At 69.7% G+C, this 26,535-nt stretch carries 19 protein-coding genes; 5 read left to right on the plus strand and 14 right to left on the minus strand.

What is annotated here, in order from left to right; genetic code table 11:
- Positions 1-2,452, plus strand: a 2,452-nt coding sequence (locus QHF83_RS46030; RefSeq protein ID WP_348980526.1) for a hypothetical protein, incomplete at its 5' end; no start/stop codon positions are given.
- Positions 2,453-2,516: 64 nt separating this feature from the next.
- Here QHF83_RS46030 and QHF83_RS46035 read toward each other — a convergent pair.
- Both QHF83_RS46035 and QHF83_RS46040 read right to left on the minus strand, forming a co-directional pair.
- Complete coding sequence (locus QHF83_RS46035; RefSeq protein ID WP_282424493.1) at positions 2,517-3,941, minus strand: serine hydrolase domain-containing protein; 1,425 nt, start codon at positions 3,939-3,941, stop codon at positions 2,517-2,519.
- Positions 3,942-4,208: 267 nt separating this feature from the next.
- On the minus strand, positions 4,209-6,806 hold the full coding sequence (locus tag QHF83_RS46040; RefSeq protein ID WP_282424494.1) for an AAA family ATPase: 2,598 nt from the start codon (positions 6,804-6,806) through the stop codon (positions 4,209-4,211).
- 117 nt (positions 6,807-6,923) lie between these two features.
- Between QHF83_RS46040 and QHF83_RS46045 the strand changes: the two genes are divergently transcribed.
- Positions 6,924-7,502 (plus strand): 2OG-Fe(II) oxygenase, encoded by a 579-nt coding sequence (locus QHF83_RS46045; protein ID WP_282424495.1) that lies wholly within the window; start codon positions 6,924-6,926, stop codon positions 7,500-7,502.
- Between the two features lie 171 nt (positions 7,503-7,673).
- On the opposite strand, the gene QHF83_RS46050 is transcribed toward QHF83_RS46045, so the two are convergent.
- Genes QHF83_RS46050 through QHF83_RS46065 form a run of 4 tightly spaced genes read right to left on the minus strand, consistent with a single transcriptional unit; the run spans position 7,674 to position 12,069 of the window.
- Positions 7,674-8,963 carry a hypothetical protein gene (locus QHF83_RS46050; protein ID WP_282424496.1) on the minus strand — a complete coding sequence of 430 codons (1,290 nt, stop codon included), beginning with the start codon at positions 8,961-8,963 and terminating at the stop codon, positions 7,674-7,676.
- Positions 8,963-9,973: a hypothetical protein gene (locus tag QHF83_RS46055; protein ID WP_282424497.1), complete on the minus strand. Its 1,011-nt coding sequence runs from the start codon at positions 9,971-9,973 to the stop codon at positions 8,963-8,965. Before QHF83_RS46055 ends, QHF83_RS46050 begins: the two co-directional genes overlap by 1 nt.
- The gene (locus QHF83_RS46060; RefSeq protein ID WP_282424498.1) at positions 9,970-11,481 is read right to left on the minus strand and encodes a serine/threonine-protein kinase; all 1,512 of its coding nucleotides are present in this window, start codon (positions 11,479-11,481) and stop codon (positions 9,970-9,972) included. Before QHF83_RS46060 ends, QHF83_RS46055 begins: the two co-directional genes overlap by 4 nt.
- A 30-nt stretch (positions 11,482-11,511) precedes the next feature.
- Positions 11,512-12,069, minus strand: a complete 558-nt coding sequence (locus QHF83_RS46065; protein WP_282424499.1) for an NADAR family protein — start codon at positions 12,067-12,069, stop codon at positions 11,512-11,514.
- Positions 12,070-12,196: 127 nt separating this feature from the next.
- Here QHF83_RS46065 and QHF83_RS46070 point away from each other — a divergent pair, with 127 nt between their 5' ends.
- Entirely contained in the window at positions 12,197-12,760 is a 564-nt protein-coding gene (locus QHF83_RS46070) for a hypothetical protein (protein ID WP_282424500.1), read from the plus strand.
- Here the strand turns inward: QHF83_RS46070 and lepB are convergent.
- Complete coding sequence (lepB, locus tag QHF83_RS46075; protein WP_282424501.1) at positions 12,757-13,551, minus strand: signal peptidase I; 795 nt, start codon at positions 13,549-13,551, stop codon at positions 12,757-12,759. The genes QHF83_RS46070 and lepB overlap by 4 nt on opposite strands.
- A 129-nt stretch (positions 13,552-13,680) precedes the next feature.
- Here lepB and QHF83_RS46080 point away from each other — a divergent pair, with 129 nt between their 5' ends.
- Both QHF83_RS46080 and QHF83_RS46085 read left to right on the plus strand, forming a co-directional pair.
- On the plus strand, positions 13,681-14,208 hold the full coding sequence (locus QHF83_RS46080) for a sigma-70 family RNA polymerase sigma factor (RefSeq protein WP_282424502.1): 528 nt from the start codon (positions 13,681-13,683) through the stop codon (positions 14,206-14,208).
- On the plus strand, positions 14,205-16,214 hold the full coding sequence (locus tag QHF83_RS46085; protein ID WP_282424503.1) for a von Willebrand factor type A domain-containing protein: 2,010 nt from the start codon (positions 14,205-14,207) through the stop codon (positions 16,212-16,214). The genes QHF83_RS46080 and QHF83_RS46085 overlap by 4 nt, the downstream gene beginning before the upstream one ends.
- A 20-nt stretch (positions 16,215-16,234) precedes the next feature.
- On the opposite strand, the gene QHF83_RS46090 is transcribed toward QHF83_RS46085, so the two are convergent.
- The 7 genes from QHF83_RS46090 to QHF83_RS46120 all read right to left on the minus strand — a co-directional run bounded on the left by QHF83_RS46090 (position 16,235) and on the right by QHF83_RS46120 (position 26,519).
- Positions 16,235-17,950, minus strand: a complete 1,716-nt coding sequence (locus tag QHF83_RS46090; protein ID WP_282424504.1) for an ABC transporter permease — start codon at positions 17,948-17,950, stop codon at positions 16,235-16,237.
- Complete coding sequence (locus tag QHF83_RS46095) at positions 17,947-19,185, minus strand: ABC transporter ATP-binding protein (RefSeq protein ID WP_282424505.1); 1,239 nt, start codon at positions 19,183-19,185, stop codon at positions 17,947-17,949. The genes QHF83_RS46090 and QHF83_RS46095 overlap by 4 nt, the downstream gene beginning before the upstream one ends.
- Positions 19,182-21,284 (minus strand): hypothetical protein, encoded by a 2,103-nt coding sequence (locus tag QHF83_RS46100; RefSeq protein ID WP_282424506.1) that lies wholly within the window; start codon positions 21,282-21,284, stop codon positions 19,182-19,184. Before QHF83_RS46100 ends, QHF83_RS46095 begins: the two co-directional genes overlap by 4 nt.
- Positions 21,281-22,306: an AAA family ATPase gene (locus QHF83_RS46105; protein WP_282424507.1), complete on the minus strand. Its 1,026-nt coding sequence runs from the start codon at positions 22,304-22,306 to the stop codon at positions 21,281-21,283. The genes QHF83_RS46100 and QHF83_RS46105 overlap by 4 nt, the downstream gene beginning before the upstream one ends.
- 30 nt (positions 22,307-22,336) lie before the next feature.
- Positions 22,337-24,184, minus strand: a complete 1,848-nt coding sequence (locus tag QHF83_RS46110; protein WP_282424508.1) for a hypothetical protein — start codon at positions 24,182-24,184, stop codon at positions 22,337-22,339.
- A gap of 62 nt (positions 24,185-24,246) precedes the next feature.
- Entirely contained in the window at positions 24,247-24,981 is a 735-nt protein-coding gene (locus tag QHF83_RS46115) for a hypothetical protein (protein WP_282424509.1), read from the minus strand.
- Positions 24,982-25,313: 332 nt separating this feature from the next.
- Positions 25,314-26,519 (minus strand): hypothetical protein, encoded by a 1,206-nt coding sequence (locus QHF83_RS46120; protein ID WP_282424510.1) that lies wholly within the window; start codon positions 26,517-26,519, stop codon positions 25,314-25,316.
- Positions 26,520-26,535 lie beyond the last annotated feature (16 nt).

The raw sequence follows: 26,535 nt of genomic DNA on the forward strand, positions 1-26,535 counted from the left end.
AGGCGGCGTGATGGCCGGCAACGGCGGCGCCGGCGGCGTGATGGCCGGCAGCGGCGGCGCAGGCGGCATCGGCGGCGCGGGTGGCATCGGCGGTTCCGGCGGCATCGGCGGCGCGGGCGGCGTGATGGCCGGCAGCGGCGGCATGGGTGGCATGGCCGGCAGCGGCGGCATGATGCCCGGCTCCGGCGGCATGATGGCCGGCAGCGGCGGCTCGGGCGGCGAGCCCGCGTGCGTGACGAACGCCGACTGCGACGACGCCATCGGGTGTACCGCGGACGCGTGCGTGTCCGGCGCATGCGTCCGCGTGCCGACCAACACGATGTGCGACAACGGGCAGTACTGCGACGGCGTCGAGATCTGCGATCCCGAAAACGGCGCGCCCGGCACCGGGTGCACGCCGAGCTCCGGACCGGCCTGCGACGACGGCATCCCGTGCACCGTCGACGCCTGCAACGAGCAGCTCGACGGCTGCACGCACACGCCGAACGACGCGCTCTGCGACAACGACATCGCCTGCGACGGCGTCGAGACGTGCGGCGCGCTCGGGTGCAAAGCAGGGACGCCGCTCGACTGCGACGACGGCGTCGCCTGCACCGACGACTTCTGCGATCAGGCCTCGGACGGCTGCAAGCACGTCGAGAACGACGGCAAATGCTCGGACGGCGCGTTCTGCAACGGCGCCGAGACCTGCGACAAGGTCGCCGGCTGCAAGGCCGGCACGCCGGTCGACTGCAACGACGGCTTCGCCTGCACCGCCGATGGCTGTAACGAGGCCGACGACACCTGCGCGCACGCGCCGAACGACGCGACCTGCGACGACAACGACTTCTGCAACGGCGCCGAGACGTGCGAGGTCGGCCTCGGCTGCCAGGCCGGCGCCCCGGTCGTCTGCAACGACAACCTCTCCTGCACGGCCGATAGCTGCTCGAACGCGCTGAAGACGTGCGTGTTTTCCCCGAACGACGCGGCCTGCACCGACGGCCTCGCTTGCAACGGCATCGAGGTCTGCGACCCGGCCGGCGGCGCCGCCGCGACCGGCTGCAAGGCGGGCTCAGCCGTGGTTTGCCCGTCCGACGGCATCGCCTGCACGAACGAGGCCTGCCAGGAGCCGTCGGGCACCTGCAGCTCCTCGGCCGATAACAGCCAATGTCCCGCGGGAGAGCTCTGCGTCCCGCTCGTCGGCGGCTGCACCACGGCAAAACCCTGCACGACGAACGCCGAATGCGACGACGACAACGACTGCAACGGCATCGAGTTCTGCGACGTCGTCTGCAAGGCGGGCGCGCCGGTCACCTGCAACGACGGCGTTTCCTGCACCGTCGACACCTGCGACCCGCAGACGGGCGCGTGCTCGAACACGCCGAACGACAGCTACTGCAACAACGGCCTCGCCTGCGACGGCGCCGAGACCTGCAACCCGCTCTTCGGCTGCATGAACGGTCCGCCCGTCAGCTGCAACGACGGCGTCGCGTGCACGTACGACGAGTGCAACGAGCCCTCGGGCACCTGCGCGCATTACCTGCAGGACTACATGTGCGACGACGGCGTCTTCTGCAATGGCGCCGAGACCTGCTCGGCTTCGGGCTGCAAGCCGGGCACGGCGGCCGTCTGCAACGACGGCGTCGACTGCACGGACGACGTCTGCGACCCGATCCTCGACGCCTGCAAGGGCGTGCCGAACAACAACCTCTGCGGCTGCGGCGAGACGTGCAATCCCGCGCAGGGCGGCTGCGGCAACTTCTGCCAGGTCGCGACCTGCCAGGGCAAGACCTACGCCTGCGGCGACTGCATCGACAACGACGGCGACTGCAAGACCGACTCGGCCGACGACCAGTGCCTCGGCCCCTGCGACAACACCGAGAACAGCTTCTACGGCGGCATCCCCGGCCAGAACAACTCGCCCTGCAAGTCCGATTGTTATTTCGATCAGGACACCGGCGCGGGCAACGACGATTGCTACTGGAGCCACAAGTGCGATCCACTCGAGGTCGCGCCGAACTACCCGCCCGAGGGCAGCCAGTGCGCGTACAACCCGAACGCGAACATCGCGGGGTACAACGGGACGTGCGAGACGGCGTTCGACGAGCAATCGCAGACCTGCCTCGATTACTGCGGCCCGCTCACGCCGAACGGCTGCGACTGCTTCGGCTGCTGCGCCCTGCCCGGCCTGAATTACAAGGTCTGGCTCGGCTCGGAGAGCCCGGCCGGCACGGGGAGCTGCAACATGAACACGCTGAACGACCCGTCGAAGTGCAAGCCCTGCACGCAGGTCGACGCGTGCCTCAACACGTGCGAGCTCTGCGAGGTCTGCATCGGCAAGCCGGAGCTCCCGCCCGGCTGCGTCGAGCAATTCTGCCCGCCCGGCGTGGACAAGTGCGGCCTGCCCGGCCAGGACCCCTGCCCGGCCGGCAAGACCTGCATCACCGGGTGCTGCTACCCGGTTCCGCAGTGAACCCCTGAGACGAAACGAGGGGGCGAGGCGCCGAAATCTCGGCGCTCGCCCCCTCGGGCGTTTGTCACGGCCCCGTGATCGAGAACTGCACGAGGTCGTTGACCACGTCCGGCGCGATGCCGTTCAGCATGCCCTCGTAGCCCGGCCAGATCAGGTTCCCGCTCGCGTCGACCTGAATGCCGTCCGGCCCGGCGAGCGGCGGAAGGCCGTGGTTCGTCAGGAGGACGATCACGAGGTCGCGCGAAGGATCCGGGTCCACCGTGAGGAACGTGCCCGCGGCGCCGATCTTCGAAACGGCGTACGGGGACGAGTAGAGGCCCGTCACGACGTGCGCCCCCGGCACGGTGTCCGCGAGCTCCCAGCCGTGACCCTTGTTCGCGAAGAGCAGGTCTTCGAGCCAGCTCGACGTCGCGCCGTAGATCCCGAGCGGCGCGCCGGAGGCGTCCGTCGACTGGACCGACATCGTGCCCTCGACGAGGGTCGGCGACGCGAGGAAGTCGATGGTGCAGGTCCACATCCACGGCGAGCAGTAGCCGTAACTCGTATTGCCCACGACGCGCGCGCCGCGGTTCAGGAACATCTGCCCGAGGAGCGCGAGGTCCCACGCCGTGGAGAAGGCGCCGTCACAGCCGGTCACGCCGTGCCCGTCCGCCTCGATCCAGTAGTCCTGCTCGTCGGCCACCTCGCCGCGCATGTACCGGGGCGCGCCGCTCGGCTCGCGCAGCGTCGAGTAGCCCGTGCCGACGAAGCGGCTCGACTTCGTCGGCATGTTCACGAGCGGCCGCCACGCCGTGTCCTTCATCCCGAGCGGGCTCGTGATCCGGTTCTTCACGAGCACGTCGAGCGGCGCGCCGCCGGCCGCCTCGGCGACGCGACCGAGCAGGCGATACGCGATGTCGCTGTAGAGCACCGCCGTGCTCGGCGTGTAGGTGAGGCTCTCGGCGAGCATCGTGCTCCAGGGAGCGGCATCCCCGAGGAGCGACGCGGCGGCGTCGATCGAATGGCCCGAGGTGAACCGCACGAGATCGGCCACGAGCACGCCCGATTTCTCGGGCGTGGCGAACTCCGGCAGGTAATTCGCTACGGGATCGGAAAGATCGAGGCTGCCGTCGTCGTGCAGATCGATCGCGACGAACGCCGTGAAGATCTTGGTGATCGACTGCAGATCGAAGATGCCGTCCTTCGGCATCGACGGGTTTTGCGCGGCAGGGCCGGCGAAGTTTCCGTCACGTTTGCCGTACGCCTTGTGCAGCACGACCTTGCCGTGACGCGCGACGAGCAGCACGGCCCCGTCGATCGTGCCGGCGTTCACCGCGGTCTGCACGTGCGCGGATGCCTGCGAGAGGTAGGCCGCATCCATGCAGACCTGGGACGGCGACGAGGCATATTGCAAGATGTAGGGGCGTGTGGCGCTGGAAGCGTTCGCGGAAGCGAGGGCCGGTGCCACGACGATCGAAGTGAAAAGCGCCGCGAAGGCGAGACGTCTCATGGGTTTCCTCCATCGAGGGAGAAAGGATCTGGTGAGCCCCGGTGTTTTTTCGGATCGTGGCGGCGCTGGACGTTTCGTGGGTTTGGGGCCGACGTCGCGCCAGAGCACGGTCGTCGTGTCCAAAAGGATCGGCGTGGGTACACCGCTCGTTACGGGCACTCGTCGACAATCCGGGGGCCTTACAAGGATAGTTGCCTTTCTGGATGCTTGTGAATCCTGGCACGTCCCGATACGCCACGATTTGTATCCGTACGAGACAAAACGACATCAACGTCGACACACCTCCTCGCGTGTCGCCTCGCACCCGGGATGGCCGATCCGCTCCCGCAAAACGAGCGCCTCTTCGAGATACCGCTTGCCAATCTCCGCTACGCCCACACGCGAAAGACAGAGCCCAGCCCAATGCAAAACGTCCGCGCGCCCCCAGGCGTCTTCGACGAGCAGTCGACCGGGCGCGTCCTTGGCCCACACCGTCATCTTTTCGTCGCCCCGCGCCAGCGCGATTTCGAGCCCGAGCGCGAGGAGCCGCGCCCGGAACAAACCGAGCCCGCACGCCTCCGCGAGTTGCTCTCCCGCGAGCGCCTCCCGCGCCGCCTCGAACAGCGCCCCTCGCGCGAGCGCGATCCGCGCCGTCAACTCGTGCACGCGCGCCGCCATTTCCACTTCCCCGGAGACCGCGACCCACGCCCGCGCCGCCGAGAGCCGACGCGAAGCCTCCGCCGGATCCTCGTCCACCACGGCGAACCCGAGCAGCACGTGCCCCTGCGCCGCGTGCCCGGCCCAGCCAAGGCGCTCGCAGGCCGCGACGTTCGCCTCGGTCATCTGCACGGCCTCCTCCCGTTGCCCGAGCGCAAAGAGGTGCTCCGCCTCCCAGAGCCCGCGGCGCGCCACACGCGCGTCCCCCATCGCCGCGAGCCGCGAAAAACCCGCCCGCGCGGCGTCGATATCCCCGAGGTCGTGCGCGATCGACGCCCCAAGCGCGATTCCTCGCGCCACGTGCGTGCCGAGGCCGGCCGACTCCGCCATTGCGAGCGACTGCGACGCATGCGCCCGCGCCGCCGTGAGCGCGCCGGCGAGCCGCTCCGTGTATGCCAAAGTGCGCAAACCTGTAACGAGGTGCGATATCTCGGACGCCCTTTCGACCTGCGTGTTGTGCTCCTCGTAGGATCGCCTGGCGAACGCGAGATCTCCGAGCGCGCCCGCGTACAGCCCGCGCTCGTAGAGCATCGCGAGACGATAGCTCAATGCAAGCGAGGCGGAAGGAGATCCCGGCTCAGTTGTCTCGCCAAACATCCGCAACATCCGTGCGCCGCGGCTCATCTCGCCAAGCACGAGCCCGAGGTGCGAAAAGCCGCCCAGGGTTTGCGAATACACCCGATATGCCTCGGTCGGTTGGCCCGCAGCGATGAGGGTCCGGAAGACCTCCTCGACGGCGTCGAGGCGGCCGCGGTCCTGGGGTTTTTGCCGGGGCGCGAAGATCAAGGTGCCCTCGGAAGGCGGGCTCATCGCCGCCTGCACGGCCGAGGGCGAGACCGGGAGCAACCCGCGAAAATGGTCCCGGACGAACGGATGCGACGACCAGCGCGGCGGCTCACCGCCGGCGCGGAACACGAGCCCGAGCCGTTCGAGGCGGGCGAGCGCGCGGCGAAGGCCCTCGGCGGAGGCCCCCGCGAGCGCGCCCGCGACACGCGGGGAAGCGGTGGCGAGCGCGAGGAGCGCGTCCTCGTCCGCGCCGGCCGAAAGCACGGAGAGGCGCGCGAGGAGATCCCGCTCGGCGTCGGGCAACGCGGCCGCATACGCCGAGAGGACCCGGGCGAGGCGCCGCGCCAGCGGATCGTCGCGCGCAGCCTCGGCGAGATCGAGCGGATCGAGCGGGCGCAAATCGCCGCCGAGGAACGCGCCCGCATACGAGCCCGCCACCGCGAGCGAGAGCGCATGCCCGCCCGAGGCACGAACGACCCGCGCGAGCGCCTCGCCGTCCGAATCCGCGCCCCACGACCGGAGGAGCCGCGCGGCCTCCGTCGACGAGAGCGGCCCGAGCTTCACGGTGCGCACGCCCGCGTCTGCCCAGGGCGCGAGATCCCCCAGCAAGAACCGCGACGTGACGAGCGCCCGCGCCGCCCCGAGCCCGCGCGCGGCCAGGGCGACGAGCAGGCGCCTGAGCAGCGGATCTTCGAGCTCGCCGTGCGCGCGCGAGGCCCCGCCCGCGGCTTGCACCGTCTCCAGCCCATCGAGCACGAGCAAATGCGGCGGCCCGCTCCCGAGCGCGAGGAGCAGCTTCTCCAGCCGCTCCCCCGCCTGCGCCTCCGCCCCCGCGAAATACCGCACGGCGTGGGCCAGAAACGCCTCCGTGCGCTCGTCATCGTAAAAACTCCATACGAAGAGCCCGCCGTGCCGCGGCGCGTCGCCCATCCGCGTCACGAGCCGCTCGGCGATGGCCGTCTTCCCCGCGCCGCCCACGCCCACGAGCGCGACCACGCCCGGCGCCGGGCCCTTCGCGGGCTCCGAGGCCCACGCCCACAACGCGTCGAGGATCTCCTCGCGCCCCACGAAATGCGGCGCGCGCTGAAGCGTGTGTACGTGCTCGGGCGGGAAGAGCTTCGGCACAGGCGCGGGCGCGGGAGGCTCGGGCGCGGCGTCGATCACGAGGTCGGCGGCGGCGATCCCGAGCTCGGCGGAGAGCTTTTCGAGCAGCTTTCGCCGGGCGGGTTGCCGGACCGAGAAGCCGCCCTCGTTGACCTCGCCGGATTCGTACCGGCGGTACGTGCGCACGTCCACGCCGACCGAGGCAGCGAGCTCCTCCTGGGTGAGCTCGAGCTCGAGGCGCGCCCGCAGCAAGGCCTCGTGGTTGAACCGCTGCGCCATTCGATTCGCCCCGCGCATCATCCTTCCGGCGGGCCGTCCTGTCCACCGCCGGCCCCGCCCGGTTCCTGCCCGGTTCTGCCCTGTTCAGCCGCCCGGCGCGGCCGCATGGTGTCCGGCATGAACGCCATCGAGAAACGCCTGCTCGCGACCGACAAGGAGCTCTTCACGCTCTCGAACGTCCTCGCCCCCGCCGAGTGCGACGACCTCATCCGGCGCGCCGAGGCCCACGGCTTCACGGACGCGCCGATCACGGTGGGGCCGAACAAGTTCGTGATGGCGAAGGACGTCCGCAACAACCGGCGCGTGATGCAGGACGACCCGGCCCTCGCGGCCGAGCTCTGGCCGCGGGTCGCGGCGCACGTGCCGACGGAGCTCGGCGTGTATCGCCCCGTGGGGCTCAACGAGCGATTCCGGTATTACCGCTACACGCCGGGCCAGCAATTCGACTGGCACCGGGACGGCGCGTTCATCCGCACGCCGGAGGAGCAGAGCCTCTTGACGTTGATTTTTTACCTGAATGAAGACTGCGTCGGCGGGACGACGGATTTCATGTACGTGACCGACGACGAGATCCGCGTGGAGCCGCGACGCGGAATGGCGCTCGTGTTCTCGCACCCGATGTACCACCGGGGAGCGCCGGTGATCGAGGGGACGAAATACGTGCTCCGAACGGACGTGATGTATCGGCGGCGGTGAGGGTCAGGGTGTGGGGGGAGGTCATGCCGCGGGCTCGGGCGAGGCAGGAGGACGATCTCCCCCCCGACGATCTCCCCGACGCACCCCTCGGGCAAGTCGTCCAGATCTTCCCAGGTCTTCGGACGTTTCGCCGCGCGAGGCGGATCCGACATGCCCGCACTCTACCACGTCTCACCGGTCCGGAAAGGCCGTCCACCCCTCGAAATCCGGGCACAACTCGCCGCAGGCCCCCACGAAGAGCGCGCCCGGATCGAAGAACCCGTCGTCCGGCGGCGCGATCGCCCCCGAAAGCGCCTCCGCCCCGCTCACGAGCGACAGATAAATCGCGCCGTTCGTGAACAGCGGCAAACCACTGTCTTCCGCCGATAACGCGCGGTTGTTCCGCACCGGATCCGTGGCCCAGTCCGACTCCGCGAAGTCCGCCTCGCCGTCCTCGAAGTTGTCGTCGTTCGCGAAGATCGAATGGCGAATGTCGAGCAGCCCCGCGTTCGCATTCTCGTGTGTCGGCGTCTCGTCGATGGCCAGGCCCGTGTTCCCCGCGTTCGCCACGAGCATGTCGAACATCCGCCCGCGCGTCCCGCCCCGCAGCTTGACGTTCGGACCGTATTGGTCCCCCATCCCGACCAGGGTCACGTTGTAAAGCAAAGGTTCCGAAGGCGCCGATCCCGCGCCGTCGACCTCGGAATCGCTCGTGCCCTGGCCGGCCTGGATGCCCGTGTCGCCCCGCATGTCGCCCATCACGACGCCGATGAATTGACCCTTGCCGCGCCAGCCGAGCGCCCAGTCGAAGCCGTCGTCCTCGTACATCGTGACGAGGATGTGCTTCACCGACACGGTCCCGCCCCGCAAATCGACGGCGTCGTCTTCGGTGCGGTGCACCTGCACGTGATCGACGACCGTGCCGCTCCCGACGCCCTCCAGGCGGAACCCGCCCGGCGAGCCTGAAAGCCCGTTGTCCCGGCCTGCGAATTCGATCCGCACGAACTGGAGCTCGCCGCTGCTATCGTCCTCGGCCGTCCCGCCACACGTGGCATTGATGCCCGGCGGAAGGACATCGAGCTGACGGCCGCTGGGCGCGCCATTGATCGGGGCGCGACCGCAGAGGATGAGGCCGCGCCAATCCCCCTCGGCGCGCTCGGTCGCCGCGCTCGTGAACACGATCGGCGCTTCCTTCGTGCCGCGCGCGACGATCCGCGCGCCCGGCCTCACGAGGATCCCGCCCTCCGTCTGCGCGAGGATCCGCGTGCCCGGCTCGATCGTGAGCGTCGCGCCCGACTCGACCACCACGTATCCCGTGAGGATCGTGGCCTGATCCGCATACCACGTCGTATCTCGGCCGATCGAACCGGAGACCTCGATGCTCGGGCGGAGCACGCCCTCCTCGATGCCGAAAACCGAGGCGCAGCCCGTCGCGCCCGCGCATCCGAGGACGAACACCAGATTGGCAGGACACACGCGCATCAAAAACTCCCTCGCGCGAAGATCCCCCCGGGTCCGAACGTCAAGGTCGCGCTCGCCTTCGGCGCCGCGTCCGACGGCCCCCGCGTCGCGAGCGAGACGATGAAAAGCGCGGTGCCCGCGGCCGTGAGGACCGCGCCGGGCACGAAGATCGCCGTCCCGACGCCCGCGAGATCCTTGGCGTCCTTCCGGATGGCGACGCCTTCCCGATCACAATACGTGGCGTCGCAAAAGGACGCCGCCTCGTCGAACCGCGCGCGCGCCATGAGCCCCACGCCGAGCGAAGCGCCCATCGTGAGCAGCCCCGCGCCGCCCGCCGCAATGCCCACGATTCCGAGCGGCCCGATCCCTTTGGGCTTGGGCCGAGGCAGAGGCGGCGGCGGGGGCGGCGGCAATTTCACGGGCTCGGGCTTGGGCTTCGGCGGCGGCTCGACCTTCACGTCTTCGAGCGGCGACAAGGTCACGGTCGTCGTGGCGGATCCAGGCTCGATCACCACGGACTTCGAAAACGGCACTTTCCCCGGCGCCGTCGCCTCGATCTTGTATGTGCCCGGATCGATGGGAACGCCGGTGTTCCACAGGACAGACCCTACCGTGAGGTCGTCGCGGCGCACCACGAGCCCCTCGCGCGAAACCGAATCGGGGACCTCGATGACGAGGCGCGAGAGCTTCGATTCGAGGGCGTCGGCCCGCGTCCGCCCGATCTTCTCCCGCTCCGCTTGCCCCGCCCGGCGCGCCGCGTCGGCCGCCTCGCGGAACGTGGCCCACGCGGTCGCGAGCTTGCCGAGTTTCTCTTGACAATCGCCAAGATAAAGCAACGTGCCGATGCCCGAATCGAGCTTGTGGCTCTCGGCGAGCCGCGGACACGCGTGTTCGTAATCGCCCTTCTCCATGAGGGCGAGCGCCTCCTTGAAGAGGTGCTCGGCCGCGGCCACGTCGCCCTGCTGGGCAAACCCGAGGCGCGCCCCGCCGAAGAGCGTCATGGCGAGGAAAAACCCCGCGGCGCGTTTCACTTCCGGCCTCCGAAATCGGGGACGAGTCCGGTCGTGGGGGCCGCGCTCGGCGCTTCGGTCGCCGCGGGCTTCGTCGCGCCGGTCTTCACGGGCGCCGCGATTTTGGGCGCCGCCACGCTCGCGGAAGGCGCCGCGGACGTGCTCGGTGGCGCGGCGGTCGTCTCCGCGGTCTTCGGGGGTGCGATGGTCACGCTGGGCGCGGGCGCGATGGTCACGGCCGGCGCGGTCGTCTCGATCGCCGGCGGCCGCGGCGGCTCCGCGGTCATCGTTTTCTCCTCGCGCCCCCCGAGCAGCCGCGTCCCCACGATTCCCAAGAGCAGAGCGACCGCGCCTGTCAGGACGAACCATTTCCCCGATCGCGACGGCGCGCCCATCTGGGTCTGCGACCACGTCGAGGCCGTCTTCCCCATCGCCTGCGTCGACAGCCGCTCGCCTCCCCCGCTCGGCGGCGCCCCGCCGCCCGTCGCTCCCCCGGACGAACGTTCCTTCTTCCGGAGCGACGAGCCCGTCGTTTGTCCGGGCGATGTATTGCCCGTTTTCCCGACCGGCGCCTCGGGCGGCAAGCTCTGCGTCGCGCGCGGCCCCGCGAGGTGCGCGTGAATGCGCTCGAGCAGCGCCCTCGACCGCTCGGGCACGAACGGGGCGAGCGCCTCCGCGAGCTCGGCCACGCTCTGGAATCGATCGGCCGGATCTTTTTGCAGGCAACGCAGCACGACCTCGCCGAGCTCCGCCGGCAGATCCTCGCGGCGGCTCCCCGGCGGCTCCGGATCCTCGGTCATCAGCACCATGATGAGCGCGCCAAGCGAATCGGCGACGAACGGCATCGTGCCGGTGAGCGCCTTGTACAGCACCACGCCGAGCGACCAGATGTCGCTGCGCGCGTCGACCTCCCGCGCCGCCCGGAACTGCTCGAGCGACATGTACATCGGCGAGCCGAGCAGCGCGTTGCTGCGCGTGAGCGCCGTGCCGTCGAGCGCCGCCAGATCCTGGTGCTTCGCGATTCCGAAATCGAGCACCTTCACCGCGGGGCTTCCATCCGCGCGCCGGGTCACGAACAGGTTCGCCGGCTTGATGTCGCGGTGCACGATGCCGCGCCCGTGCGCCTCGGCGAGCGCCTCGCACGTCTGCAGCACGACCTCGCACGCCTCCTCGATCGGCAGCTTGCCGGCGGCGCGGATCATCTCGTCGAGATCCTTGCCTTCGAGCAGCTCCATCACGAGGTACGGCACGCCGTCGTCGAGCGTGCCGAAGTCGAGCATCCGCGTGACGTGCTCGCTCCGGAGCTTCGTCGCGGCCTGCGCCTCGCGCAAAAAGCGCTTCTTGCCGATCTCGTTCTTGGCCGCGGCCTCGAGCATGAACTTGATGGCCACCCGCTGCTCGAGATCCGTGTGCTCGGCGGCCACGACGGCGCCCATGCCGCCCACGCCGAGCACCCGATCGACGCGGTATTTCCCGGCGATCACGTCGCCTGCCTTGACTGGAAGCTCGATCTCGCTGTCGCTACTCATCGGCCGCGTACGTCGTCTCGGGGGCCGAGCCTATCGAGGACGCGCCGCGCCGGCAAGCCCTTCACGCGCCTCCATGAGCGCAAACCCCAGCAAATTCAGCCCCCGCCACGCCCGAGGGTCCGTCGCGCTCGGATTCGACGCGCCGAGCCCGATCCCCCAGATCGTGTCCCGCGGGCTCGCCTCGACGAGGATCTTCGATCCCGTGCGAAGCAGCCATTCGCCGAGGGCCGGATTCTGGCCGAACTTCGCGAAGCTCGCCTCCACCACGATCCCGAACCGGTGCTCGCGCCACCGCGCCTCGTCGAAATCACGCACCTCGCGCCCGAGCGCCTTCGCCTCGCCCGGATCCTCCGTCGCGAGGATCTTCGCGCGTGTCGCCTCGTCTCCGAAGAGCCGCGCCTTCTCGGCCATCATGAAATGCTCGGCTGCGACATACCGCTGCCCCCGGACCTCGAAAGGCGCGGGGTACCATTGGCTCAAGCAAAAAGGACCGAGCGCGCCGTCCGTGCCCGGCGTATGGCCCCAGAAGAACAGGTAATCCAGCGTCTCGCCGCGATCTTGCCGGGCGATCAGGGTGGCGACGTCCATGACGGGATCCTAGCCCAACCCATCGCCGGCAGGGAAGCCTCGACACCATCCCCCCTTTTCCACGGCCCGCCGTGGCGGTAGCGTATCGCGCAGACCGGCGAACGACATCGCCGGAGGAGGCTTCTTCATGCGCACCCACTTCTTCCTTTTTGCAGCCGCCGCGATGCTTTTTGCGGCCCCCGCGTCCGCGGACGTCCTCTCGGATCCGCCGCCCGACTGCCCCGAGGGCAGCGTGGGCGAGTTCTGCCACGGACCCCCGCAGTGCGCGCCCCTGTTCTGCGAGACCAACGTCGATTGCAAGGACGGCGCGACGTGCGTCGAAAGCGAGCTCTGTATCGAGGAGATCGGCTGCTCGGGCGGGTGGATCGGCGACGGCGCACCGCCGCTCGAGATCAACGTGCTCGGCGCCTGCGACGCGGCCAGCGCCTGCCCGCTCGGCGGCCAATGTTCACCCCTCAAAGTCTGCGTCGGCGGCTCGGGCGCGGGCTCGGGCAGCGGCGCGGGCTCGGGCAGCGGCGCAGGCGCCGGCAGCGGCGCGGGCGCTGGGAATGGCGATAGCGGGGACGACGACATCGCGGTGAAGGGATGCGCGTGCGCCGTCGTGGGCGACCGCGCCGCGCCGTGGCTCGGGCTCGCCATGGTCGCCGTGGGCGCGGGGATCGCGGCGGCGCGAAGGCGACGTCCGCGTTAACGCGCGGGCGGCGTCGTCACGGCGGGTTTTTCCTTCAAGCACTTTTCCATCGCGGGCCCGAGCGCCGCCGCGCCCGCCGGGAGAATGGGCGGCCCATCCACGTGCGCGGCCGTGCGGCCGGAAAAACCGCCGAGCAGGATCATCGACACGTGCCCGAGGACCGTGGAGATCGGCATGCCGCGTCCGACGCCACCTCTCCAGCTCCGCGAGTCGTGGCTGTTCATTCGGTTGTCCCCGATGACGAACGCCTCGCCCGCGGGCACGACCCAGGGACCCTGCACGGTCCCGCACATCCCGCCCCGGCACGATTGCATCGCGTCACAATCGCTGTCCTTCTCGCACGTCTCCCCGAAGGGCGGTCCGTCGAGCAGAACGCCGTAGGCGTGATCGTCGAGCCATTCGATGAAAAGCTCGTGCGTCCGCCCCTCCCAATCGTATCGGCCCACGCGGCACTGCGGGACACGAAAGCCGTTGATGATGGGCCGCCCGTCCACGAATTCGATCCTGTCCCCCGGCATCCCGATCACCCGCTTCATGAAGAGCTGATCCGGGTTCTCGGGGAACGGGAAGACGATCACCTCGCCGCGACGCACCTCGCCGCCCCGCAGCGCGGAGGCGTAGTCGCCGGGCACGAGCGTGGGTAACATCGCCCCGGACGGGACCTTGTACACCTTGACCATCACGCGGAGCACGACGAACGTCGCGACGAGGAGGCCCAGGATCACATAAGCAACGAGCGCCGAGCGCTTCTTGCGGGCCGTCTCGTCGCGGGCCGGGGAGGAGTCGGGCATGATGGGCCCTTACCCCGATCCGCGCCCGGCGAGAAGCCGCCCGAGACGCCGCGCCGACCCCGTTCCTTTTTTCTCTAAGAAACCTCCCGCCCCCCCGTTCTTCGAGAGAACGACTCCCCGATCGCGCCCATGCCGAGCGAACCGACGAGCCACTGGGTCCTTCTCGCGCTCTCGCGCTACGAGGCCCCTTTGCTCCGTTACGCCTCGGCGATCGTGGGATCCGCCCAGGCGGCCGACGTGGTGCAGGACACGTTCCTGCGCTTGTGCAACCAGGACCGAGCGGCGGTGGAGCCGCACCTCCGGGCCTGGCTCTTCACGGTCTGCCGGAACCGGGCCCTCGATGTTCGGCGCGACAAACGACAGGTCGAGCCCGTGGCGGAGGTGGACGAGGTCATGGCGGACAATCAACCCGGGCCCTCGGAGGCCCTCGAGCGGCGGGAGGCGATGCGCCGCGTGCTCGGCGCGCTCGATACCCTGCCGGAGCGACAACGCGAGGCAGTCCTGCTCAAATTCAGCGGCGACCTGAGCTACCAGGAGATCGCGGAGGTGCTCGGGACGAGCGTCTCGAACGTGGGATTTCTCTTGCATACGGCGCTGCGCGCGCTGCGCGAGCAGGTGGAGAAGAAGGACCGCGAAGCCGAGAGGAGGAGCCGATGACGCTCTCGAAAGACGATCCGCGCCTGCTCTCGTACGTGCTCGGCGAACTCGACGAGGCCGAATCGCGCGAAATCGAGGCGGCGATCGACGGTGATCCGGAGATCCGCACGGAAATCGACGCCCTGCGCATGACGGCGGAGATGCTGCGCGAAGGGCTGGCGGAGCGCGCGCCGAAGGAGCTTCCGGCAAAGCAACGAAAGGTGCTGGAAGAGGCCACGCGCGCGACGGAACAACCGAAGGTGGTGCCGCTCCGGAGGCGTTTTCTGCGGTCGACGTTGCTCGCGGCGGCCGCGGTCGCGCTCGTCGCGATTCCGATCGGCGTGGTGCAGCAGCGTCGTCAAACACGGCTCGCGGCGGAGCAAGCGATGAAAGACTTCGCGACGTTCGCGGCTCCGCAGAAGGAGAAGGAAAGAACGACGGCGCCGCACCCGAAGAACGACACGGAGATCGACGAGGCCACGCGGCGAGAGATCCTGAAAACGCTCCAGGAGGACCGGGCGCGTCAGGGTGGCGAGATTGCGGCGAGAATCCCGAAGCCCCGCCGGCTCACCGCGCGCTCGAAGCCGAGGGCCGACGAGAACCCGTTCATTTACACGACGAGCATCGCGCGCGCGAGTTTCCCGCTCGACGTGGACACGGCCTCGTATTCGCTCGTCGAGCGGTACATCCAGGAGGCCGCGCGGAGGCCGCCATCGAGCGTGGTGCGTGTCGACGAGCTCGTCAATGCGTTCCCCTACGAAGACCCGCCCCCGATCGGAGACGCGCCGCTCGCCGCCCGAGCCGAGGTCAGCGACGCGCCATGGAACCGTTCGCACTGGCTCGTGCGCCTCGCGCTGAAAACGGCGCCGTTCGACCCGTCGCTCCGGCCCCAGGCAAACCTGGTGTTCGTGATCGACACATCGCAGGGATTTGCGAAGGACCCGGACAAACTGCCGCTCCTCCAGGCCGCGCTACGCAGGCTGGTCTCGCGGCTCGACGATCGGGATCGGCTGACGCTCATCGCGTACGGAGGCGCCTCCGACGAGCCTCACCTGCCGCCGACGCCGGGCGACGACAAACCCCGGCTCCTCGACGCCATCGACAAGTTCATGCCGAGCGAAGCGGCCCCTTCCGGCCAGTCCATCGAGCGAGCCTTCAAGGAAGCGCAGGCCCATTTCGTCGCAGGCGGCGTGAACCGGGTCTTCCTGGCGATGGACGACCATTTCGCGGTCGCTCCGGAGCAGGACCGGCTCGCGGCGCTGATCCGAGAAAAGGCGGCGGCGGGCATTTCGTTGTCGACGCTCGGTTTCGGTCCGATGGACGGCCCGGCCGGACAAACCTTGAAGGTCCTGGCCGAGGAGGGAAAGGGGAGCTTCGCGCAGATCACGAGTCCGGACGCCGCGCGTAGGGAGCTCGTCGACGTGGCCCTGGGGACGCGCGCGCCGATCGCGAGGGACGTGCGGGTCGAGGTCGATTTCAATGCGATGGACGTGCGGTCGTTCCGGCTGATCGGGAACGAGGATCGGACGGGACCGGAGCGCGAGTTCCTGGATGCCTGGAAAGGCCCGGTCGATCTGTACGCCGGGCAGGCCGTGACGGCGCTCTACGAGCTCGAACCGAGGCCCGACGAGTCGGGGGGCTCGGAGGCCCCGCCCGTGCCGTACCTCCTCACGCTGCGCGTTCGTTACAACGAAGCGTCGGGACAAACCCAGGAGATCGAGGTGCCGCTCCGGGACGAATGGCGTCAGCAGGCGAGCACGGATTTCTATTTCGCCGCTGCGGTGGCGGGGTTTGGCCTGCTCCTGCGCGATTCGCCCTACAAGGGGAACCTGACGCTCGCGGACATCATGGCGATGGCCAAGAAAAACCTCGGCACGGATCCCGGCGGGCACAGGGCCCGCTTCGTGAGCTTGCTCGAGCTCGCGGAGTTCACGCCCGGGATCACGCCCAAGGCAGCCCCCACAAAGCCGCCGCCCCGCAAGGGGTCGCTGTGTCAGCCCGGAGATTCGCTGTGCAGTGAGCTCTGATCAGGCCGGCGCGCCCTCGCTCAGCCCGCGGCTTCGGGCACGGGCTCGGTCGGGGACGCGACGGCCGCCGGTTGCGCCGCCGCGGCCGCCGCTTGCTCCATCCCGCGCACCGCCGCGGCGTCCTCCTCGGCGAGGATGCGATCACTCTCGCCGAGCGCAGCCTCGTGCGCGGCGATGACGCCCTTCACGCGGCTCCGCGCGAGCGTGAGGAACAAGAGCCCCAACAGGCCCCACACCGCCGACGCGATCACCGAGGCCACGACGAGCATCTCCTCGCCGCTCGTCTCGATCGCGCCGAGCGCGACGAAGACGTAGATCGGCGACGGCGCGGCCACGATGAGCGCGCCGCGTCCCGAGGACGACGCGAAGATGCCCGCGATCGCCGCGATGATCCACGGCCCCACGGCGACGAGGAAATGCACCGCGAGGAGCAAGACGCGCGAGAGCAGCGCGGTGCTCGACCGCGCCCGCAAGAACGCGCCGAACCCCACGGAGAACAGGTAAAACGACCCCGCGTAGAGCAGGACGAGGAGGATCTGCTGGACCTTCACCGTGGGGCCCGGGTCGTTCATCACCGCGACGATCCCGGCCGCGGTCGGCATCAGGAGCGCGACCACGGCCCCGCCGAGCTGCATCATCGACGTGCCGATGATGCCCGGCCCGAGCAGCCTCCGCAGCGGGCCCGCGCCCTGCCGATCCCAGTGCAATCGCACGCGCCGCGAGGGCCCGAGCGAGTCGCCGAGGAAGAGGTAGACCGAGATCATCAGGAAGACGAGCAGCACGCAGATGCCCGCGACGGCAGCCGCGGTCTCGTCGTACTTGTCGACCGCGGCGACCGGCGCGGCCGTGCAGAGCGCGAAGACGGGCGCGGACACGAGGAACCAGCGCTTGAGGCCCGTCGAGCGATCGTCCGTGATGCTCGTGAGGTTCGCGATCGTGACCTCGTAGAGGAACCACGCAGGCAGCGCGGTCGCCACGATCGGCAGGAGGATCAAGCAGAGGACGTACGTGAGATCGAAGGGCGCGCGCGCGTACGCCGTCGGCAGCCAGACCGGCGGACCGTCCGGCACGCCCGACCAGGCGCGATGCGCGGGGATCGAGAGCCCCACGCCGAGCCAGCCGTAGACGTTGAGCGAGACGATCACCGCGCAGATCAGCGTGACCACGAGCGCGGCGCGCAGGCTGTTCATCTTCGAGCTGACCGCGAGCCCGAAGGCGACCGCGAGGCCCGCGATGAGGAACAAGAAGCCGAACGCGACGATCGTCTCCGTCGCGGTGACGCCGCCGAACAGGAACGGGAGCGCGCCGACGGGCGCGAGCATCACCACGTACATGCTGATCGACGTGTACGCGGCGAGGAATTTTCCGCGCGCGATCACCTCGGGGCGCAGGCCCGTGAGGATCACGGCTTCCCAGGTGCGGCCCTCGCGCTCCGAGGCGATCGCGTTCGCCGCGACCGCGGGCCCGACGAACGTGACCACGAAGTACGCGAGCGAGAAGAAGACCTGGAAGAGGACGTACCCCGTGGTCGCGGGGCTCTCGTTGATCGAGACGAGGCCGCCGATCGATGCGATCGCGAGCGTGGCGAGGATCGACAGCACGCAGAGGATGATCGGCGTGCGGACGAGGCGCGCGGACTGACGGAGCTCGCGGATCCAGATCGGGTTCGGATCGTCGAGCAGGCGGCGCAGGCGCGAGGCGCCCGCTGCCCTTGCGGTTCCGGTCTGCGCGCTCATTGGACGTCTCCGCGCGTGACTTCGAGGAAGATGCGCTCGAGCTCGTTTCTCTCCGGCTCCACGCCCACGATGCCGATGTTGCGGTGCACGAGGTGGGTCACCATCTCCGCGATCTTCGTCTCCGTGCCCTGGTAGCCCACGTGCACGACGCCCCCGAGGACGCTGACCTCGACGATCCCGGGCCCGCCGCGCAGAAAGTACGCGGCCGCCTCGGGATTGCCGAGGACACGCAGTTTCACCCGACGAACGCTCGGCGCGGGCGGGACCGGCGCCGGCACGTGCGGTTGCGGCGGGGCCGCAGGAGCGCTCGGATCCGTCGCGGGCACGGGGGCGCTTGCCGCGGGTGCGGCCTGCGGCGCGCCCGCGATTTCGGGCGAAGCAGGCGCGCCTTGCGCGGCAGGCGTGGGCACGAGCGCGCGCACGCCCGGCGGAACGTACCGCGGCGGCGGCGCGTGGCCGTGCGCCTCGGCCGCGCGGATCGCCTCGAGGCGCGCCGAGATCTCGTGGATCGGACCGGCGACGACGAGGCGGCCGCGCTCGAGGATGCCGATCGAGGTGCAGACGTCGCTGAGCTCCGTGAGGATGTGCGACGAGAGGAAGATCGTCTTGCCGAGGCCACGCAGCTCCAGCAGGAGATCACGGATCTCGATGCGGGCGCGTGGATCGAGATCACTCGCCGGCTCGTCGAGGATGAGCACCTTCGGGTCGTGCAGGAGGATGCGCGCGAGCTGAAGCCTTTGCTTCATGCCCTTCGACATCTCGGCGACGAGACGATCCTGCAGCTTGCCGAGGTCCGTCAGCTCGAGGACCGCGTCGACCACGCTGATCGAGGGCACGCGGAACGAGTCCGCGAAGAACTCGAGGTACTCGCGCACCGTGATGCGATCGTAGACGCCCGCGTGATCCGGCATGTAGCCGATCACCTTGCGCACGGCCTCGGGATCGAGCGTGACGTCGATCCCGTCGATCTCCACGCGCCCGGCCATCGGCTCGAGCAGCGTGGCCATCACGCGGATCGTCGTGGTTTTTCCGGCGCCGTTCGGGCCGATGAAACCGAAGATCTCGCCGGCGCCGACGTCGAAGGTCACGTCGCGCAGGACGTCGCGGTTGGCGAAGCGATGCCAGAGGTGGCGCACGCGGATCGTGGGCGGCGCGGGCACGACGAGCGCAGGCGGCGGGGCCGCCGTCGCGGGCGATCGCTCCCAGGTCTCGGGCGTGGGGACGGGCTCGCTCACGGCCGACCTCCGTATCCGACGATCCGCACGAGCAGCCGATCCCGTTCGAGCTTGAGGCCCGCGTCCGAGGTCTTGCCCTCACCGCCGTCGAGCTGACCGAGGAGCACCGGCACGTCCTCGGGGAACCAGTCCACGAGCCCGCCCGAGCTGTTCTCGACGGCGAGCCACGCGTCGCCGAGCCCGGGTGCGTCGGACTCGATCAAGTGGCCAAGGTAGGTCGAACCGAGCGGATGGAGATCCATCGATCCGGCGCGCCGCGTGCCATTGACCAAACGGAGCCAGCCACTCCCCCGGCCCGTCGCCTTCCAGTCCGCCCCCGCGCTCGCGAGCACCCGCTCGCCGTCCTTGATCATCGGGAAATACCGCGGCTGGAGGCCCGGCAAGACGAGCACGGCGGCCCGCAGATCGTGGCCGCTCCGGTTCATCACGGCCGTGTCCTTCTCGCCTTCGCGCACGATCGAGATCCCCTCGCCGACGTCGGCGAACCCGTCCTCGCGGACGACCACGGTTTGCCAGGGTAAGATCGCGAGATCGACGAGGCGCGCGCCGTCGCGATCCACGAGCATGTGATCGTCGATCGTCGCGGGCGCGGCCACGACCGCGGTGGTGACCACGCTCGACCCGTCGCTCGTGCGAACGGTGAGATCCTTCGATCGCGGCGTGAAGAAGCCGCGCCACCGCCGCGCCGTGCCCTTCGTCATGCCCGCGCCCGCCTCGACGAGCGTGAGGTGACGCGACCGACCCGAGAGGCCCTTCGCGACGAGGCCGAGGAGCACGACCGCGAAGAACGCGATCGCCGAGAGGATCGGCAGCCACACGAGCGCGCGCAAGGGTTTGCCCTTGTTCCCGTGCATCGTGAAGTTCACCGGCCCCGCGAGCACCGCGTAGACGATGAGCAGGAGCGCGGCGACCGCGATCCCCCAGCGCGAGCTCTCGTTCGGATCGAGCTCCTGCCGCACGCGATCGAGGTCCACGGTGCCGGGCGAGCCGCCCTGGCGATAGACGATCGAGCTCTTCCGATCGAAGGCCCTGCGCGTCAGATCGAGCACACGCGCCTGCGCCCACGGGTCGTCGACCGCGGGCTTGCGCGTGGGATCGAAGGCGAGCAGGTGAAACTCGCCGAGCCCGTACGTCGCCGAGGCCCCGTAGCGACTGCCGTGCAGGTTGCCGCCGGAGAAGCCGGCGAGCGTCTTCGCGACCTCCTCGTTCGCCGCTTCGGCGAAGGGGATCGACTTCGTGGCGTTCGAGGGCGCCGAAGGCAGGACGAGCTCCCGGAGCGTCTCGGAGTGCACCGACGTCTGCGTGATCTCGCCGCCCGCGAACGCGGCGAGGATGGGGCTCCGGAGGTCCTCGGGGCGCGCGAGCGCAACCGCGAGCGTGCCGCCTGCGAGGACGTATCCGCTCAGCGCTTCGAGCTCGGCCGCGCCGATCTTCACGAGCGTGTCCGAGCGCAGGAGCACGGCGGACGCGGGCGCGTAGAGCGCGGCGCGATCGGGCAGGATCGGATCTCCCGTCGCCGGATCGAAGCGCGGCGCGCCCACCTTGAGCTGCGGCCCCGTGCCGTACGCGCCGTAGCCGCCCCACGGCGAGAAGAGCGGCGAGATCGAGGCATCGTGAAGCGCGCCCTTGAGCCGCGACGTCTCGCTCACGTCGAGCAGGAAGACCTCCTGCATGTTCGTCACGGCCGCCGTGTGGCTGCCGAGCACCACGCCCGCGTCGTCCCGCGCGACGACGGTGGTCTCGCCGTACACGGCTCCGTGCGTCGGCAGCCGGACGACCACGCTCGTCCCCGCGCCGACGACGAACGGCGCCGTCGCGCGGAAGCGCATCTGGTCCGAGTGCAGCCGGGAGAGGACCTCGACCTCGCCCCGCAGCGGCTTCGCCTCGTTGTTCTGCACCCGCACGAGGAACCCGCTCCAGCCCGCGGGCGTCGGCGAGGTCGAGCCGAGGAGCGGCGCGACCTCGAAGGACACGTTCGCACGCCCCGGCGGGGGCACCTCCGCGATGGACGTGGCGGCGATCGTCGGCGCGGGCTCGGCGTGCGTCGCGACCGGCGCGAGCGCGAGGATCGGGACCAGAGAGAGCGCGCGGAGCCTCATCGACGGATCGCCTGCTCCACGTTCTCCGGCCGGGCGGGCACGCTCTCGACGAGCGCGTCGACCACCTGATCGGTCGTGATCCCGTCGGCCTCGCCCTCGAAGGATCGGATCAGGCGGTGGCGCAGGACGGGCTTGGCGACGCGCTGCACATCGCCGAACGACACGTGCGCGCGTCCTTCGAGCACGCTCACGGCCTTTGCCGCGAGCACGAGCGACTGCGCGCCGCGCACGCCGGCGCCGTAACGGATCGCGCGCCGCACGAGGTCGGGCGCGCCTTGCGTCGAGGGATCACTCGCGCGGACGAGGCGCGACGCGAACCGCATGATCGGCTCGGCCACGGCGACGTCGCGGCACGCCGAGCGAATCGCGAGCACCTCGTCGCGATCGAGCACGCGCGGCGGCGCGTCCTTCGGTTGGCCCGTCGTGCGCGCGAGGATCTCGGTCATCTCGTCCTCGGTCGGGCTCGGCACCATCACTTTGAGCAGAAACCGATCGAGCTGCGCTTCCGGCAGCGGGTACGTCCCTTCCATCTCGATCGGGTTCTCCGTGGCGAGCACGAAGAACGGCTCTTCCATCGCGTTCCGGACGCCGCCGATCGTGCACGCGTGCTCCTGCATCGCCTCGAGCAGCGAGCTCTGCGTCTTCGGCGTCGCGCGGTTGATCTCGTCCGCGAGCACGACCTGGCCGAAGATCGGCCCCTTGTGCAGGGCGAAGTGCCTCGATCCGTCGGCGGACGTCACGAGGATGTTCGTCCCGGTCACGTCGCTCGGCATGAGGTCGGGCGTGAACTGGATGCGCGAGAATTTCAGGTCGAGGCAGCTCGCGATCGTGCGCACGAGCAGCGTCTTGCCGAGCCCGGGCGCGCCTTCGAGCAGCACGTGCCCGCCGGCCACGAGGCCCCAGAGCGCCTGCTCCACGACCTCGCCCTGGCCCACGATCACCTGCCCGATCGCGTCCTTGAGGCGCGCGCTCGCCTCGCGGGCCCGATCGAGCCTCTTTTGAAAGTCGCCCGTCGTCGTCATGCCAGCGCGCAGCGTACTCGCGCTCTGCCGTCACTTGGGCTGGAAATAGCGCCCGACCTGCTCGCGGTACTCCTCGGGCACGTCGCTCCGCTCGATCGCCCCGAGCTCCCCTGCCGCGGCCTGCCCGAGCGCGCCCGTCCCCTGGATGTTCGCAGTTTCACCCGCTCGCCCCGAAGTCCGTCCCATGACGAGCCCCGGCATCGGCTTGCCCTTGTTGATCGGGCCGGTCGCGCGGGCCTTCATGCCTGGACCGTCGACGACGCCGGTCTGGCCCTTGTGATCGCCCGGCCCGCCGCCCTCGCTGTGACCGGCGAACGGCTGGCCCTCGTCCTTGCCGCCGGATCCGGGGCTCCCGTTCTTCCCGCCGGGCTTCTCGCCGGCCTTGTTCCCGGGCTTGTTCCCCGGCCCTTGCCCCGGCACGGGCACCGGCATCGGCGCGCCGAGTTGCCCCTCGGCCTCGCCCAGGCCCTTCTGCGCGTCGTCGAGCCGCTTCTGCCGCTCGCCCTCCTCGCTGCCCTCGGGCTCGGGCTCGGCCATCTTCTTGAGCTCCTCGGCGAGCCGCTTCTGGCCCTCCTCGGACTCGAGCTCCTCGGCGAGCTCCTGGAGCTGCTCCTTGCTCGGCCCCTCGCCCGGCGCCTCCTCGCCGTTCATCTCGGCGGCGCGCTTCTTCATGTTCTCGGCGAGCCGCTTGCGCTCCTCGGGCGTGAGCTTGCCGAGCGCCTCTTCGAGCTTCTCCGCGAGCTTCTGCTGCTCCTTGCCGCCCGCCTTGCCGCTGTCGAGATCCTTCAGCGCTTCCTTCGCGTCCTCGGACAAGCCCTCGCCGAGGGCCTTGCCGAGCTCCTTCAGCTTCTCGTTCTTCTTGGCCATCTCTTCGAGGCGCTTCTTCTGCTCCTCGAGCGCCTTCGCCACGTCGGGCGCGTTTTGCTTGCGCGCGGCCTCGGCGGCCTCTTCGAGCGTCTTCTTCGCCCGGTCGCGATCCTCTTTTTCGAGCTTGTTCGCGAGGTTCTCCATCGCGTCGTCGAACGAGACGAGATCCCGATCGCCGAGCGCCTTGGCCGCGTCCTTGAGGTCCGGATTCTCCGCGAGCTTGCCGAGCGCGCTCTCCAGGCCCTGGCGCTGCTCACCGTCGCCGAGCGAAAGCCGCTCGGCCGTGATCGCGTCCTTGAGCTTTCCGATCTCGGCCTGCGCCTCGCGCTTCTCCATGCCCTCCCGGAGTTTTTCGCGAAGCTTCTTCGCGTCCTCGGCGATCTTGTCGAGGCGCTTCCTCTGAGCGTCGTCGCGCGCGTTCGCGTTCGCGAGGTCGATGATCTTGTCGAGCCCCTTGATGTCCGCGAGCTTGACCTGCTCGGCGCCCGGCGGCGGCGCGGGCGGCGGCGGGAGCGCGGGCAGCGGGAGCAACGACACGTAGCCGATCGCCGCGAGCCCGAGCGGAATCGCGAGGTGATGCGCCCGGACGAACCGCGGGCGCGCATCCTTCGCGTTCGCCTTTTCGAGCACCGTCGTCGCTTGCGAGAGCACGACCGCGCGCGCCGGATCGTCCCGCTCGTCTTCATGATCGAGCTCGATCGCCGTGGAGATCGACTCCTTGCCGCCGAGACGCCCGTCCAGGAAGAGCGCGACCTCTTCATCCCGCCAGCGCTTCCGACGAGCCACGATCGCGCCGGCCGCCGCGCCGAGCGCTCCGCCCGCGGCCATCCACGGCCGGAGCGCGCCGTGCCGCGTCTGCCAGGCCGCCGCGGCCGCGCCTGCGCCGAGCACGAGGCCGATCGCCGCGCCCGAGAGCATGCGTTCGAGCGCGAGCCGCCGCCGCACGCGACCGGCGAACCGGGTGAAGGCTTGGCTGAACGGGTGGTCCTGGGGCGCGGATTTCCGGGACATGTGAGCTTCATGTCTACCGCTATCCGGGAGCGGCGGCCAGGCTCATGCCGGTGTTCGGGCCCTCAGCCCGTCCCGCCTTGTCCCTTCGGGGGCTCTTCCCCGCCGGACTTCCTTTTGGCGCGCCGCGCGGAGAGCTCGTCGAAGAGCCCGAACACCCGGCTCTCGAGGTCGCGCGGCAGGGTCGCGTGGAGCTCGATCTCGTCGCGCGCGGCCTCGCGGAACCGATGGAGGAGCTTGATCGTCGATTTGCGGAGCTGGTTGTTCTTCCCGTCGTTCTGGGCGTCCGCCTCCGCGGAAGCGCGCGCGGAAAGGAGCTTTCCGATCGTATCGCCCGCACCGACGAAGCCCATGGCCCAGTCATGGAGCGTCTTGCCATCCGGCAGCGGGAGCGATTGCAGATCGGGCTCGAGCTCGGCGAGCTTGGATCGGTTCTTTTTCGCGGCGGCGGCTTCTTCGGCATAAGAATCGGCGAGGAGGCTGCGTCTCGGCAGCAATGCCTCGCGGATGCGCCTGGCGGCGGCGCGGGTCTCCTCGGAGACGTCGGGCGCATGGAGGAGGGCCTCGGTATAATCCCAGAGGCCGCCGCCGAAGCCGTCGTGAAGGGAATCGGCCTCGGCGAGATCGTCGGCGAACGCGCGGCCCGCGAGGGCCGGCGCGAGGGCCTCGATGGCGGCATATTGGATCAGGATCTGAGGGAGGTAGACCTGGCTGCAAACGAGCAGCGCGAGGTTCGGCTTGCGGTCGGTGAGGAGATCACGCATGCCGATATCGAGGTCGCCGAGGGTCAGGTTCCGCATGAGGAGCGCAGGATCGGGTCGGGCGGTCGTGGCCGTCAAGGGATATGAGCGGGAGCACATCGGAAGGGTGTCTGTCGGTGATGGGCGAGGACGCGCTCGGGGGGTTCGGGCCGCGTGGGGGTCATCGGGGAGGAGGGGGACGGCGGAGGAAGAAGCCACGCGGGTCCTCCGGCATGAGGGGCGTGAGGGGTTCGGGGGGCCTGCGGGTCATTCGGGATGAGGGGCGCGAGGGGTTTGGGGGGCATGCGGGTCATCGGGGAGGACGCGGGCGAGGGGTTGATGGCTCCTCGTGACTCTGGCGTGTGATTCTCCCAACCGATCGTGCGGCTCTCTTACGGCCGGATCCCCAAGAGGCGCAGCGCCTCCGACCAGAGGGGCCAGAGGTGGCGGTAGCAGTGGGTCGCGATCATGACGCCGCCGGTCTCCAGGCGGCGGACATGATAAGGGGCGTGTCGCTCCATGAAGCACCGATGCGCGTAGGTATCGACCTTGATGGCCACCTTCTGCTCGGCCTTCTTCGCCGCTTCCAATGCCTCCAGGGCGCGGCGCTCCGCCTCGGCCCATTGCTCATCCGGTACCGCGGCGGCGGCTTCGAGCGCCTGGAGTAACACCTCCGGCGGGGTCTGGAGGATGGCGAGGACTTGTTCCCGCGAGAGCTCCTCGTCCTCCGGCAATCGCGCGCGGGGGACGCGGCGGATGGCTCCGGCGTGCAGGCCGCGGGTTTCTTCGTGGTCGGAGGCATCGGAGTCCTCCCCCAGGTGGTCGATGAGGAGTTTCATCGTCGGTGCCAGACCGATCGTGGTCCCCTTCGGCGCGGCCTCCACCCGCGCCGCCAGCGCGTCGAGGGAGAGGCCCGCGACGTATTCGACCCGATCGCCGTCGTGGAGGTGAAGCCAAGACAGCGCCACGTCTCGCGCCACGTGGAGGTCGACGTTGTACGTCGCCGACAATTCGAGCGGCGCATTCCACCAGAAGCCCTCCATCCTGCGGTCCTTGTCCCGCACGGTGACGCCGCCGGCCTTGACGCGCCCGCTCGCGTCGGGCGCGCAAAACCGGCGGAGGATGTTCTCGATGTCCTGCTGAGCGAACCGCGCGAGCATCGCCGCGCCGACGGGGACCGGCAACGCCTCGTGCGACGCGGCGACCTCCACTTCGGTCAGAAACATGTAAGTATAACCGTGGCTGACCGTGAGCGGCTGGACGGCGAACCCTTCGCTGTGACACCCTGCCGCCTCACAAAGAACCGACAGATTGGCGAACCAATCCTGGCCGTGCATGTGGACGGTCACGTGCGCCGTCGCCTCGGATGTCGGCGTGAGATGCGCACGGATCAGTTTGATCATCTCTTCTAGCGAAATGGGGTCGCGGTAGATCTCCTCCTCCACCCCTAGCGTCGATATGTGGATGTGCTGCGTTGGCAATGCGTCCTTGTCCCCGGGTGGCCGGGTGTGCAGGGCGGACAGCGCAGCCACATAGGCATCGACCTTGTCTGCCTCGTCGGCATAGGCATAGACATAGGGTTCGGAAACGACGCTCATGGTTCGAGGCTCCGTG

This window comes from Polyangium sp. 15x6 (genome assembly GCF_029960785.1).
Lineage (GTDB): Bacteria > Myxococcota_A > Polyangia > Polyangiales > Polyangiaceae > Polyangium.